14 protein-coding genes and 1 tRNA gene are annotated in these 12,356 nt (G+C 63.3%); 6 read left to right on the top strand and 9 right to left on the bottom strand.

Annotated elements, in window-relative coordinates; translation table 11 throughout:
• Positions 1-7 precede the first annotated feature (7 nt).
• The 3 genes from QMG79_RS07925 to QMG79_RS07915 all read left to right on the top strand — a co-directional run bounded on the left by QMG79_RS07925 (position 8) and on the right by QMG79_RS07915 (position 1,754).
• Positions 8-199: a YbdD/YjiX family protein gene (locus tag QMG79_RS07925; protein ID WP_502934730.1), complete on the top strand. Its 192-nt coding sequence runs from the start codon at positions 8-10 to the stop codon at positions 197-199.
• A gap of 172 nt (positions 200-371) precedes the next feature.
• Positions 372-827 (top strand): hypothetical protein, encoded by a 456-nt coding sequence (locus tag QMG79_RS07920; protein WP_283538061.1) that lies wholly within the window; start codon positions 372-374, stop codon positions 825-827.
• Positions 828-917: 90 nt separating this feature from the next.
• On the top strand, positions 918-1,754 hold the full coding sequence (locus tag QMG79_RS07915; protein ID WP_283538060.1) for an aldo/keto reductase: 837 nt from the start codon (positions 918-920) through the stop codon (positions 1,752-1,754).
• Between the two features lie 146 nt (positions 1,755-1,900).
• On the opposite strand, the gene QMG79_RS07910 is transcribed toward QMG79_RS07915, so the two are convergent.
• From QMG79_RS07910 to QMG79_RS07890, 5 genes are all read right to left on the bottom strand, one after another.
• Positions 1,901-2,134, bottom strand: a complete 234-nt coding sequence (locus QMG79_RS07910) for a hypothetical protein (protein ID WP_283538059.1) — start codon at positions 2,132-2,134, stop codon at positions 1,901-1,903.
• Complete coding sequence (locus QMG79_RS07905) at positions 2,131-3,642, bottom strand: glycosyltransferase family 2 protein (RefSeq protein WP_283538058.1); 1,512 nt, start codon at positions 3,640-3,642, stop codon at positions 2,131-2,133. Before QMG79_RS07905 ends, QMG79_RS07910 begins: the two co-directional genes overlap by 4 nt.
• A 181-nt stretch (positions 3,643-3,823) precedes the next feature.
• Complete coding sequence (locus tag QMG79_RS07900; protein ID WP_283538720.1) at positions 3,824-4,099, bottom strand: hypothetical protein; 276 nt, start codon at positions 4,097-4,099, stop codon at positions 3,824-3,826.
• On the bottom strand, positions 4,096-4,959 hold the full coding sequence (locus QMG79_RS07895) for a hypothetical protein (RefSeq protein ID WP_283538057.1): 864 nt from the start codon (positions 4,957-4,959) through the stop codon (positions 4,096-4,098). The genes QMG79_RS07900 and QMG79_RS07895 overlap by 4 nt, the downstream gene beginning before the upstream one ends.
• 68 nt (positions 4,960-5,027) lie before the next feature.
• Positions 5,028-5,100: transfer RNA gene (locus QMG79_RS07890), tRNA-Thr, on the bottom strand.
• A 240-nt stretch (positions 5,101-5,340) separates the two neighbouring features.
• Here QMG79_RS07890 and QMG79_RS07885 point away from each other — a divergent pair.
• Entirely contained in the window at positions 5,341-6,069 is a 729-nt protein-coding gene (locus QMG79_RS07885) for an HAD family hydrolase (protein WP_283538056.1), read from the top strand.
• A 27-nt stretch (positions 6,070-6,096) separates the two neighbouring features.
• Here QMG79_RS07885 and QMG79_RS07880 read toward each other — a convergent pair whose 3' ends face one another.
• Genes QMG79_RS07880 through tmk form a run of 3 tightly spaced genes read right to left on the bottom strand, consistent with a single transcriptional unit; the run spans position 6,097 to position 9,481 of the window.
• Positions 6,097-7,662, bottom strand: coding sequence for an alpha/beta hydrolase (locus QMG79_RS07880; protein WP_283538055.1), 1,566 nt, complete (start codon positions 7,660-7,662; stop codon positions 6,097-6,099).
• Positions 7,659-8,822 (bottom strand): DNA polymerase III subunit delta', encoded by a 1,164-nt coding sequence (locus QMG79_RS07875; RefSeq protein WP_283538054.1) that lies wholly within the window; start codon positions 8,820-8,822, stop codon positions 7,659-7,661. Before QMG79_RS07875 ends, QMG79_RS07880 begins: the two co-directional genes overlap by 4 nt.
• On the bottom strand, positions 8,819-9,481 hold the full coding sequence (gene tmk / locus QMG79_RS07870) for a dTMP kinase (protein WP_283538053.1): 663 nt from the start codon (positions 9,479-9,481) through the stop codon (positions 8,819-8,821). Before tmk ends, QMG79_RS07875 begins: the two co-directional genes overlap by 4 nt.
• Positions 9,482-9,657: 176 nt before the next feature.
• On the opposite strand from tmk, the gene QMG79_RS07865 reads away from it, so the two are divergent.
• Positions 9,658-10,842: a trans-sulfuration enzyme family protein gene (locus tag QMG79_RS07865; RefSeq protein ID WP_283538052.1), complete on the top strand. Its 1,185-nt coding sequence runs from the start codon at positions 9,658-9,660 to the stop codon at positions 10,840-10,842.
• 9 nt (positions 10,843-10,851) lie between these two features.
• Positions 10,852-11,205 carry a DUF2516 family protein gene (locus QMG79_RS07860; RefSeq protein WP_283538051.1) on the top strand — a complete coding sequence of 118 codons (354 nt, stop codon included), beginning with the start codon at positions 10,852-10,854 and terminating at the stop codon, positions 11,203-11,205.
• Between the two features lie 243 nt (positions 11,206-11,448).
• On the opposite strand, the gene QMG79_RS07855 is transcribed toward QMG79_RS07860, so the two are convergent.
• Positions 11,449-12,315: a class I SAM-dependent methyltransferase gene (locus QMG79_RS07855; protein WP_502934721.1), complete on the bottom strand. Its 867-nt coding sequence runs from the start codon at positions 12,313-12,315 to the stop codon at positions 11,449-11,451.
• Positions 12,316-12,356 lie beyond the last annotated feature (41 nt).

Below are 12,356 nucleotides of genomic sequence, written 5' to 3'. Positions count from 1 at the left end.
TGCTGCGATGGCGGCTGTTTCCGCCGGGTTCAAGGGATTCGCCCGTTATTTCAGTGGAGTCTTGGGCGCCGATGCCTATGTGAAGTACCTGGAACATCACGCAGCGTCAGGGCATGACGAGGCCCCGATGACTGAAAGGGAATTCTGGCGGGACCGCAACGACAGGCAGGACACTCATCCGCAGGGTCGATGCTGCTGACTGCAGCCATCTGCAGGAGAAAGTGACAGCCCAGTTGAGCGGCAGGGCGGCAGTCCAGCGGACATGATGGACTGCCGCCCGTGAGAGTATGAACAAATGACTGATCCCCACGTGACTGTTCCGGAAATTGGGCCTGTAGCCCCCGCAGCCGGGCAGCGCCACTAGGTCCGCCGTGGGATTCTTTTCGGCAGCCCGGCAGGGGAAAAAGGATGATGCTGAGCTTGGTAAAGGCTTATGGCGCCGCGCACATGATCGTTTCCGGCGCGGTCTGGACCGTTACCACCAGGTTCTCGAAGGCGTGGAGGACGACTCCCTCTACAATGAACTCGTCGAAGTAGCCAACCAGTTGGGCGCAGTATCCGAACGCGTCAGGGTGGTGTGCGTTGAGGCGCAGCGCCGTTCGCCAAGTGAAGGCCTGGACGTTCCGGGTTCGCTGTCCGGGGTACACCGTGCGCTGTCCAAAGCAGGCAACTCCTTGGCAACCACTGCCGAAGCCGCAGCCATGCTCCGCCTGGCCGTTGGCCCCGTGCCTGTGGGCGCAGCATCAGTCTGGCGGCGTGCTGAATCCGTGGTGGAACAAGTGGCCGACGCCGAACGCCATCTCGCCGAGGACACGCAGGGGTACTAGTGGGAATCGTGGCCCGGACGCGGATTATTCCCGGTTAAGCGTGCGGCGGACAGGTTTGAACACCGAAAAGACGTTCGGCATGATGAATGGATGACTACTTCACCGAACCTCACATTCAACGACGGCCACACCATCCCGCAGCTCGGCTACGGCGTGTGGCAGGTCGAAGACGACGTTGCGGAAAAAGTGGTGGGCCAGGCATTCAAGGCCGGCTTCCGCCACATCGACACAGCCAAGATCTATGGCAACGAAGCAGGCGTAGGCCGCGCGATTGCCTCCTCGGGACTGGCTCATGACGAGCTCTTTATCACCACAAAGCTCTGGAACGACGACCAGGGCTACGACTCCACACTGGCAGCCTTTGAGGCATCCATGGAGCGCTTGGGCCTCGATACGCTGGACCTCTACCTGATTCACTGGCAGAAGCCGGGCGCCAAGTCCTACGTCGATACCTGGCGTGCGCTGATCGAGCTGCAGAAACAGGGCAAGGTCAAGACCATTGGTGTTTCCAACTTCACCAAGGAAGGCCTGCAGGAAATCATCGATGCCACTGGAGTAACCCCAGCCATCCACCAGATTGAGCTGCACCCCTTCTTCAACCAGGCCGAACTGCGCGAATTTGGCGCAGCGCATGGCATTCTTACCCAGGCATGGTCCCCGCTGGGCCAGGGTGGCGAACTGCTGAAGGACAAGGTTGTCACTGATATTGCGGAAAAGCACAACGCTACCTCCGCACAGGTTGTCATTGCCTGGCACCTTGCCATCGGCAACGTTGTCATCCCCAAGTCCGTGACCGAATCCCGGATCCAGGAGAACTACGCCTCGCTGGACATCACACTCGATGCAGCAGACGTTGAGGCAATCAGTGGCCTGGACCGCGGCGCCGAAGGCCGCATCGGCGCAGACCCGGCCACCGCCGACTTCTAGGAAACGGCCCCGAGTACGGGGCTCGCAGGGCCCAGGGTAGTCAGCCCTGCAGCCCGAAAACTGACAAACGTCGCCGCAGCCCAAGGGGCTGTGGCGACGTTTGCGTGTGGAACCGTTTGTTTTTTGCTTGGCCTGATGTGATGCGTTCAGATCCCGCCCGGACCCTGGTCGTTTGGTGCAGGGTGGATGCTTCGGGTCTCGGAACGCTCATTGTTTCGTCGGATCCAGTCCGTGATGTAGACCTTGGGAAGAATCTTGGACACGGCCAACGCCACGTAGAAGATGGTGTTGATCGCCACGAACGTAGCAAGGATGGCGAAAAGGTCAGTCTGCAGGAGCGTCTGGGGTAGGAGTATTCCGGCTGGAATTGCGACTGTCATAGTCCTGGGCTCGATTTCTTCGGCAGGTGTTCGGTCTGGGGAGGTGAGATGTGGCTGAGGTGCTTCCAGTCAGCCTTGCGTCCAATCGAGAGATCAATTACTCCCTTCACATAAACGATGTTCAAGAACATGTCGAAGACAAGTTCAGGGAAGACCAGCAGGGCAAGGCCACGTGCCTTCCAACCGCCTTTCCACACCGTGGCAACACGTTCGATCGTGAAGATCAGGCCCAGTCCGAGCCAGAACGGGAACCAGACCCAGTCGTCGAGGGAGAGGGCCATGAGCAGGATCAGCAGCAGATACGTCCCCAGGGCTATCACCCCGTATCCTATGCCGAGTTGCTGTGCCCAGTAACGCATGGTCTGGGGAGTGAGTCCGTAGGCACCGATGTTTTCGAGGGCGCCGCGTTGCCACCGAAGGCGTTGAGCCCAGAGCGTCTTCCAGGTCGGCATCAGTTCTGTCACCACCGTGCAGTTCTGGGGAGAAATCATCAGTCCGCCCAGGGATTTCAGCGCGATGGTGAGTTCGTTGTCCTCCGTCAAGGACGCTGTGTCGTAAACGTCTCCATGGATCCCGGGAAGAGAATCTCCGCGTCCTTCGGCGATGGCACGCAGAGCCACTGGACGGAAGACGGATGCGGTGCCGGTCAGGACAAAGACGCGACCTCGACGCCTGCGCATCTCCCTGGCGTAGCGGATGTATTCGTTGCGCTGGAACTGTCCCAGAAGTCCGTGGCCCTGTTCACCGTAAAAAAGTCCACCGACTGCCATGAGTGCGCGGTCTTCGCTCATCCGACGCGCCGCGTTGGCCAGGAAGCCATCGTCCAATGCGGTGTCGGCATCCATGATCATGACAACATCGTTATCGCCCAGGCCTGGGAGTATCTTTCGAAGTGCCTGATTCAGGGCCCCGCCTTTTTTGTGCGTATTGCCGACGGTTTCAAAGACGTCGACACCAGCTGCGCGGGCAATATCGACAGTGCTGTCCGTGCAGTTATCGGCCACCACCACAACACGTTCGGGGGGATGCGACTGCTCAAAAAGCGACGCCAAAGTCTGCGGAAGGGATGCCTGCTCGTTGTGGGCGGGGACCAGAACAGTGATGGTCACTGGTCCTGCATAGACTCCGCGGGTTGTCTCCATGATGATCTTGGGGGCCAGCGGCGTGGAACCGCCGTTGGTTGAGCGACGTGTTCTGTTGGTGATGCGCTGTTCCAGCAGGGCTACTCCCAGCGCCAAGAAAAGTGCAAGGAAGATCGCCGAGAGAACAATATTGACCGGCGGAGCGTCCGCTGCATAGAGAATGTTCCACAGGCCGAAGAGAAGCCCATTCACCGGAGTCTCGCCGGGTAGGGGGCCCACGGCCGATACGGCAAACCAGAGGGCTGCTGCCGCGGCGATGGTAGCGCCTGCAATGAGCAGTCCGGCCGTTCGCGGAGGCCTCGGTGGCGTCCCGGAGGCTGACCGCCCCCTGCCGTGGGGTTTCTTGGGACTGGAGGGTACGGGCATCTGAGGTTCCACCTTGTGTGAGGATGTCTGCGGTGGGGGCAGGATCAGATGTCCTTTGCCGTGGAGAAGCCACCAAACAACTCCAGTCCCAACACACACTGTGGCCTCACTATACCCAGTGGTTGACCGCATCATCAGGCTCGGTCAGGCCGCACCTGCCGGGGCGGGGCGCCATTGACCCCTAGGCTGCGTTGAGTGCGGCCGGGCCGTCGACGACGTCGACAGTCGACCAGGCATCCTCGCTGCTGCACTGGCTGTCTGCGAAGCGTTCAGCTGTGGCGAGGGTTGCAAATATTTCATGTTGGATCCGGCCGCAGCCGGGATCGAAGAAGGTCACGTGGAACTCACGTGCACCGGGTGCAGCTGTCTCCTCAGGAGCTGAAACACCAGCGTTGACGCTTGCCAGGTTTTCCATGACTTCAGTGTGCAGCGGAGCCCTGACAATTCCGGTACTCACGCCATCGTGTTGCCTTGGCGAAGCAGGCGCTCCCTGGCCGCGTCCGCAGTCCGTTGGCTTTTCCTGGCTGCCCGGGCAAGGATCTTTGCCTCCGCTGCTGCCGCCGCTGCCTGTTTTTGCACAGATTTCAGCTGATGGTTGAGCGCAGAGAGCTCCGTACGCGCTGCAGTAATCTGCGCGGACAGCTCAGCCATGCTGCGTTCCAGATCTGCTGCTTCAGCTTCCTTTGCCTGCGCCTTCGCGGCCTGCATCCTGGCGTTCCGGGCGGCAGCCGCATGCGTGTCAGGTGCCGTACTGCGCTTCTGCTGCACAGGACGGAGAGTGCTGGTCCGCTCGAGTCCAGGGGTCCCCACAACGGCAACGGCTCCGCCCACGTCAACAGCGTCGATGCCATCGGCAGTGAGGGTGCGAACGAGAAGCCCACTGGTCACCGCAGCTGAGGCCGCACGGTCAATCGTGAGCGCTTTGAGCGTCGCTTCGATCTCAACCGCAGTGGCGGCGCTCAGAACTTTCCCGAATGAGCCTGCCACCTCGCGTGCCTGGGTCAGCCCGGTGCGGACCAGCCGACGTCGTTCTTTCGCCAGATCGCGCAGGCGGGCTGCATTGACCTGGGCCTGAGCTGCACGGAGCTCCGTACCCAGGTCCTGAAGTTCGGTGATGATGGCTGGCCGTTGCCGGACCAGCATGTTCAGTGTCCAAGCAGCAACGGACGGCTTGGGCAGTGCGCGGATTGCCACAGCAAGTTCCTTGGCCTCCGGTCCGGAAGCTGCACGGGCAGCTGCCGTGCGCGCGGCCACAAATTCGCCCAGTGGGGCGGAATAGACCTGTGCGGCGACTGCGGCAAAGGAATCGGGATCCATTCGGCAATCCTACGGCCGGACAATGAAAGAACCCCCGGAAGTCAACAGCTTCCAGGGGACCTTATGCGAGCTTCCTATCAGAATCGAACTGATGACCTTTTCATTACGAGTGAAACGCTCTACCGACTGAGCTAAGGAAGCACCGCATGAAAATGACCGGTGTCCCGGCCGCTTCATGCAAGAGATAACTCTAGTGGAATGCCGCCGTCCGGGTCAAAATGGCTGTGCCTCCTGGCGCACGCGGACAAACACGGTGGAGTCGACGTTGGTGGATTGTTCACCGCCCCGAAGCACGGGGTTCAGCAGGTGATTGCTCCCGTCGGTGATGCTAGGCACAGCGTGGATGCCGAGGTCGCTCCACCGCAGCTGAGGGGGATGACTATGACTGCACATACGCAGGGGACAGATGATGCGGCGGTGCGGCCCGGTGGTGCCACCCAGCTTGCTGTGGTGGCGATGGTGGGGACCACCGTGGTGAATGACGGGCTCGTGGAAAACGCCCTTTCTCGCACGCTCCAGGGTGAAGGCATCAGCGCCGGCTCAGCCCAACTGGGGAGCATGCTGGCGCACGCCAGTGCCGTGTCAGGGACGCCACGGATCGATATCCTACGGTCCTTCTTCGCAGATGATGATCAAGCGCACCGTGCCAATCGTGCCTTTGAGCTGCACTGCGATGAACTGATTTCCGACGGCGGTATTCTCCCCGTCCCGGGCGCTGAGGATGCGCTCTGCGCGTTGCGTTCAGCCAACATCCAGATTTGCCTCGCCACGGGGTTCGGCCGTCATACGCAGAATGTGCTCCTCGAATCACTTGGCTGGATGGGGCTGGCGGACCTCAGCCTGTGCCCCTCGGATGCCGGCCGCGGCAGGCCCTACCCTGACATGATCCTCACGGCCGTGTTGGCCCTCGACATTGACGATGTCCGGAGCGTGGCAGTGGTGGGCGGTTCGGTTGCTGACATGAAGTCCGGGATCCGCGCAGGCGCAGGCACGGTCCTAGGTGTCCTCACCGGGGCGCACGGCGATGCGGAGCTTCGCTCCGCGGGTGCTCGGGCAGTGGTGGACTCCATCAGGGACGTGCCGGGTTACCTGCTGGCCGGCAGACGCTAATCCACGTTTCCTGACGGGCAGTCTTCCTCAGCAGACCGTTTTGTCGGTTGGCTGCGTGCCGTCGAGGAAGTACTGGTTCACCGCGTCGCTGATGCAGCTGTTGGACCGGCCGTAGGCCGTATGGCCTTCACCGCGCCAGGTCAGCAGGGACGCATTGCCCAGCTGTTCGCGCAGCGCGCCAGCCCACTCAACGGGGGTAGCCGGATCCCCAGTGGTGCCGATGACCACGATGGGTGCATCTCCCGTGTACTGCACCGCGGCAGGGGTACGGATGCTTGGGTATGCCCAGTCCTGGCAGGACGTTCCACCGTAGGCCAGGAACTTGCCCAGAGTGGGAGAGTCCTGCTCCAGCAGCCTGGCATCAGCGCGCATGGCGGCCACATCGGTCACCATGGGGTAGTCCAGGCAGTTGACGGCGTTGAACGCAAACGCCGAGTTGGAGGTGTACGTGCCATCCTCGGCCCGGTCAGCGCCAAGGTCTGCCAGGCGCATCATCAGGCTCAGGTCCCCGGAGAACGCCGCGCCCAGCGCCTGCGTGAGTGCAGGCCAGCTCTCGTCGGCATAGAGCGGTGTGATCAGGCCGCTGACCAGCAGGTTCCCTGTCACAGTCCGTCCATCGGGTATGGTCTGCGGGTTCGCGCTCACGGCAGTGATCAGATCCTGGATTTGCGATACGCCGTCCTCAACGGTGCCGGAAAGCGGGCAGCCGGATTCCGCCAGGCAGCTGGCTACGTATGCAGCAATGGCCTTCTCGAACCCTCGGGCCTGTCCTCGGGTGAGTTCCTCGTTGCTCAGGGAGGGGTCCAGCGCGCCATCGAGGACCATGCGGCCAACGGTGTCCGGGAAGAGTGACGCGTAGGTGGAGCCGAGGAACGTCCCGTAAGAGAACCCCAGATAGTTCAGCTTTGCGTCATTGAGGACCGCGCGGAGCACATCCATGTCTCGCGCTGCGCTGACGGTATCCACATGGCCCAGGATTGTGCCAGTGTTTGCTGCGCAGGCCTCGGCAAAGACTTTGTTGTCTGCAATCGCGGAGGCCAGGCCTGCGTCGGTTTCCAGGTCGTAGTTTGCTGCCCGTGCTGCATCCCGGGCTGCGTCATCCAGGCACGTCACGGGGGCTGAGCGCTTCACGCCGCGCGGGTCAAAGCCCACCAGGTCGTAGGATTCCCGAAGATCCTTGGAGATGGTTTGCTGGGCCCCCAGGACGTAGTCGTAGCCGGAGCCGCCTGGTCCGCCGGGATTGACCAGGATACTGCCCTTCTTGGTGCCGCTGCTCTGCGTGCGGACGGCTGCGAGGGTGATGGTCTCCCCTGCGGGATCGGCATAGTCCACCGGGACCTTTACTTGCGCGCACTGCAGCCCGTCCTCGCAGGGGGTCCAGGAAACGCTCTGCGTGTAGAACGGATCCAGACCTTCCGGAGCCGAGGCAGCGATCGAGGGATCGGCCTGGCTGGTGGCGCGGTCCGCCGAGGTGCTGCCTGAGTCGGATCCCGTACACGCAGCAAGCGATACTGCCAGCACCACGGCGGCGGCAGCCCGTGCGGCAATGAAGGCGCTCCGGTATCTGGGGGACCTGATCGGGGCAGCTGTCATTGGTTCTCCTTGGCTTTCTGGATCAGGCTTGCGGCCATGGCTTCCATGGTTAGTAGTGGTGCAACGTTGGTGGTGGTGATGCGTTGGCGGGCCTTGCTGATGGCGTCCATGCGGGCCAGTGTTTCTTCGGGCGTTGATTTGCCCGCGAAGGCCTCAATGTCCTGGTGGAGTTCCACATTGACCAGCTCGACGGCGTTCCCCATCTGGACAATGAGGACGTCACGGTAGAAGGACTGGAGGTCGGTCAGGGTCCTGTCCAGTGAATCGGTGATGGAGCGCTTGGCCCGTCGCTTCTGGTCGTCCTCGAGTGCCTTGACCTGGCTGCGCATGGTGGGCGGCAGCGTTCCGCTCTCCGGTGCTCCCAGGCTCGCCAGCAGCGAGATTTTCTCGGCGGCGTCGCGTTCCTCGTTGGAACTGGTGGCTTCGGCTGTCGCAATCTTCACCAGTTTGTCCGCCATCATCACGGCATCGGTAATGCCGCGGAGCTGCACCGGGATCCGGACCGTTTCCATGCGGCGCTCACGGGCACCAGGGTCGCTGGCCAGTCGCCGCGCAATGCCGACGTGACTCTGTGCAGCGCGCGCTGCGCGTTCGGCCAGGAGGGGATCGACGCCGTCGCGCTTCACCAGGAGCGCCGCAACATCAGCCGCCGGTGGCAGCCGCAGCGCAACAGGGCGGCAACGGGACCGGATGGTAATCAGCACGTCAGCGGGCGATGGTGCGCACAGCATCCAGATGGTCCGCGGGGTGGGCTCCTCAATGGCTTTGAGCAGCACGTTGGTGGTGCGTTCTGCCATCCGGTCCGCATCCTCCACTACAATGATCCGCCACCTTCCAGACGACGGCCGGTTTCCGGCTTTGGAGACCAGCTGGCGGGCTTCGTCGATGGTGATGGTGACCTTGTCCGTACGTACAAACGTGACGTCGGAGTGCGTTCCGCCAAGAATGGTCCGGCACGCGGCGCAGTGTCCGCAGCCGCGGTCCTGGACGTTGTCCTGGTCGCAGTTCAACGCCGCAGCGAAGGCCCGCGCCGCGTTGGAACGTCCGGATCCGGGCGGCCCCGTAAACAGCCAGGCGTGGGTAAGGGCCGCGCCCTGGGCGGCCTGCCGTAGCTGCTCCACCACGGATTCCTGGCCCTGCAGGTCATCCCAGACGCTCACGGGGCAAGCTCAAGGGGAGGTACAGCATCCAGCAGGGTGGTGACCCGCGCCAGGATCTGCGCAGAGAGTTCCTCAACTGCCTGGTGCGCTGGCAGCACAAGGTAGGTCTCGGGAGCGGACTGCGCCAATGCCAGGAAGGCTTCCCTGATGCGGCAGTGGAATTCGTCGGCTTCGGATTCCATCCTGTCTTCGACAGCTTCGCCTGCGGTACGGCGTTGGCGCCCAATGGCTGGTTCGACGTCCAGCAGGACCGTCAGGTCGGGGTGCAGCTCGTCGGTGGCCCAGTTGTTCAGGGTTCGGACTGCGTCAGCGCCAAGGTTGCGGCCGGCGCCCTGGTAGGCCACGGAGGAATCAATGTAGCGGTCTGAAAGGACCACCGTGCCGTCCTCCAGCGCCGGGCGGATAACCTGCGTGGCGTGCGCAGCGCGGGAAGCGGCGAAGATCAACGCCTCCGTGCGGGCATCGATGTGGCCGTGGCCGTGATCGAGCACCAGGGAACGCAACTTCTCGCCAATGGGTGTGCCACCGGGTTCGCGGGTGCGCAGAACCGTGTGTCCGCGGGATTCCAGGGCCGCGGCCAACAGGCTGGCCTGCGTCGATTTGCCGGCGCCGTCGCCGCCCTCGAATGCAATGAAGAGTCCCTGGTTCTGCGTAGTCACCGCACCAGCCTACCGACATTCCCTGACACAGCCCGCTGGACGCGATCCGCTGTGGACAGACGCGCCGATGTGGACAGACGCAGCGAACATGCGCCGAGCACACGCGCGCACCCGGGTGCCACGCGCCACGCGTCATGGCTTTCACCCCCGGCCACCCGGCGTCGTACGCTGTGCCCATGAGTCTTTCCGAGCAGATGGCAGCGTCACTCAAGGCCGATTCCCTGGTGGTGGCCGCTGGCCGGCCACCACGCGAGCATGATCAGCCGGTCAATCCTCCCCTTGTGCTGTCCTCGACGTTCTACGGCACGGGCCCGCTGGCCGACGGCGATCGCGGGTATGGCCGCTACTCCAATCCCACCTGGGATCCTTTTGAGGAGGCCCTGGGCCAGCTGGAGGGTTCGGAGCTGCCTGGTTTGCTGTATGCCTCGGGCCTGGCAGCTGTCAGTTCGGCGCTGTCACTGGTTCCGGCCGGTGGCGTGCTCGTGATGCCCTCGCACAGCTATGCCGGCTCGCTGGTGATGGCCACGGAGCTGCATGAAAAAGGATTCCTGCAGTTGCGGACAGTTGATATTGCTGACACGAATGCTGTCCTTGCCGCACTGGCACCAGCTGATGACGCACCAGCTGCCATGCTGTGGCTGGAAAGCCCCACCAACCCCATGCTGGGGATCGCTGACATTACCGTCCTGGCCGCTGCCGCGCACGACGTCGGCGCGACAGTGGTCACGGACAACACTTTTTCGACGCCGCTGGTGCAGCAGCCGCTGGCACTTGGGTCCGACGTCGTGCTTCATTCCGTGACCAAATACCTGGCCGGTCACTCCGATGTGGTCCTTGGCGCACTGGTCACCTCCAATCCGGAGCTTCGCGCTGCACTGTTGCACCATCGGATCATTCACGGGGGGATCGCTGGACCGTTTGAGGCGTGGCTGGCGCTGCGTGGGCTGCGGACCCTGGCGCTTCGGGTGGAACGGTCCCAGGCCTCGGCGGCAGAGCTGGCCCGCAGGCTCCAGGATCATCCCCTGGTGGAATCCATCAGGTATCCCGGCCTGCCCAGCGACCCCGGGCACACCAGGGCACGGGCCCAGATGAAGGGGTTTGGCGCCATTGTCTGCATCCAGGTCGCTCCGGTTGCGGGGCTGGACGGTGCTGCCGCGGCCGATGCGCTGGTCTCCGCGGTGGACCTGTGGTTGCCTGCAACATCCTTGGGCGGGGTGGAATCGCTGATCGAAAGGCGCCGCAGGCACGTTGCGGAACCCACGTCCGTGCCCGCCAACCTGGTGCGGCTCAGCGTGGGGATCGAAAATGTCGAGGACCTCTGGGCAGATTTGGAGCAGGCTTTCACTGCGTTGTCCCGGTAGGCTGGTCCTGTGGACGGACGACTGATGATTGCGTATATAGAATCCGGGATTTTCCTTATCCTGGCCCTGGTAGCTTTTGCCCTCGAGGCATGGGCCTTTGTCGACTGCCTGCGCCGCAAACCCGCAGCTTTCGAGGCGATGGGAAAGCGGACCAAGACGTTCTGGATGGCCCTCACCGGTGGCGCCACGGCGATTGGCCTGATCTCCGTAGTGGGCAGTGGCGGTGGGCTCTTTGGAACCCTTGGCCTGTTTGGCCTGGCTGCGGTTGTGGCAGCTTCCGTCTATCTTGCCGATGTGCGCCCCGCCGTCCGCGATGCCGGCGCTGGTGGATCCCGGAACAACGGCCCTTACGGCCCCTGGTAGCCTGCAGCCCTCCTTTATAACTGGCCGCGCCGTAGCAAAAGCCAGGCGCCCGCAAGCTCTAGCCCTGGATTCCGTGTGCCTCGAATTCGCTGCAGCGGTTCTTCGTCGCGGGAGCGTTCCCTGGTCGCGGGAGCGTTCCAGCGAATTCGCCCCGTTCCCGCGAATTCGAGCTAGGGCCCTCGGCGAAGTCCACCCCATCCCGCAAAGCCCTGTCGCCAGAAACAGCCGGACGACGGCGGTCGCTCAGCGCAGGGGCGCCACTGCCGCCCAGTCAACAGTCAGTTCGCCCAGCCGCCACCGCACCTGCCCGTCATGAACCGGCCAGCCAGCATTGCGCAAACCCTGGCACATGGCCTGCCACCGCTGCCGCTGGCCAAAAGATGCCAAAGGCGCCGCCTCCAACCACTGCCGGTCCATGGCCTGCAGCAGGGCATTTACCGGCTCGCCGGGAACGTTCCGGTGGATCAGCGCCTTGGGTAGCCGTTCCGCCAGCTCTGACGGGGCCGTGAAACTACCAAAGCGGATGGACATGCTCAAACTCAGTGGTCCCGAAGCGTCCAGCGCCACCCACGTAGCCCGTCGGCCAATCTCATCGCACGTGCCATCGACAAAGAGCCCATTGACCCCAAGGCGGTCCTGGACCAGTGCCCAAATCCCTGGAACATCCGCTTCCTCGTACTGGCGCAGCACATTAAAGGCCCGCACCAGCACCGGGTTCCCCGCGATGGGCAACTCGAACCCGCCACGGTGGAAACTCAGCCCGGGCTTGGACAGCAAGTGCCCGGCGCGGACCCGCTCCGGCTCTATCTCAATTCCACACACCCGCACGTCGGGGCGGATGCACTGCAGGCGTTCAAAAAGTTCGACGGCGGTTGCTGGGGTGGCGCCGTACCCCAGGTCCACCACAAGGGGATCGACGGCCCTGCGTAATCGCCATGCTTGCGGCCCGGTGAGCCAACGGTCCACGCGCCGCATGCGGTTGGGGTTGGTGGTACCGCGGGTAACGTTCCCAACCGGCCTGCCACGGGTAGCGCGGAGCGGACCCGCTGGCCCGGCCATCGCCTGGGCCTCTCCCGTGACTCCCGCCACCCGCTCCGCTTTCTGTACCACCGCTTAAGCCTAGCGTCGTCGTGAACTGCAGCCGCCGTCGT

This window comes from Pseudarthrobacter sp. PS3-L1 (assembly GCF_030063285.1).
Classification (GTDB): domain Bacteria; phylum Actinomycetota; class Actinomycetes; order Actinomycetales; family Micrococcaceae; genus Arthrobacter.
This window is presented reverse-complemented; position numbering and strand designations above follow the sequence as displayed.

Coding starts and splice junctions, on each gene's coding strand:
- QMG79_RS07925 (WP_502934730.1), top strand. CDS start 8: ATGGCGGCTGTTTCCGCCGGGTTCAAGGGATTCGCCCGTTATTTCAGT.
- QMG79_RS07915 (WP_283538060.1), top strand. CDS start 918: ATGACTACTTCACCGAACCTCACATTCAACGACGGCCACACCATCCCG.
- QMG79_RS07910 (WP_283538059.1), bottom strand. CDS start 2,134: ATGACAGTCGCAATTCCAGCCGGAATACTCCTACCCCAGACGCTCCTG.
- QMG79_RS07905 (WP_283538058.1), bottom strand. CDS start 3,642: ATGCCCGTACCCTCCAGTCCCAAGAAACCCCACGGCAGGGGGCGGTCA.
- QMG79_RS07895 (WP_283538057.1), bottom strand. CDS start 4,959: ATGGATCCCGATTCCTTTGCCGCAGTCGCCGCACAGGTCTATTCCGCC.
- QMG79_RS07885 (WP_283538056.1), top strand. CDS start 5,341: ATGACTGCACATACGCAGGGGACAGATGATGCGGCGGTGCGGCCCGGT.
- QMG79_RS07880 (WP_283538055.1), bottom strand. CDS start 7,662: ATGACAGCTGCCCCGATCAGGTCCCCCAGATACCGGAGCGCCTTCATT.
- QMG79_RS07865 (WP_283538052.1), top strand. CDS start 9,658: ATGAGTCTTTCCGAGCAGATGGCAGCGTCACTCAAGGCCGATTCCCTG.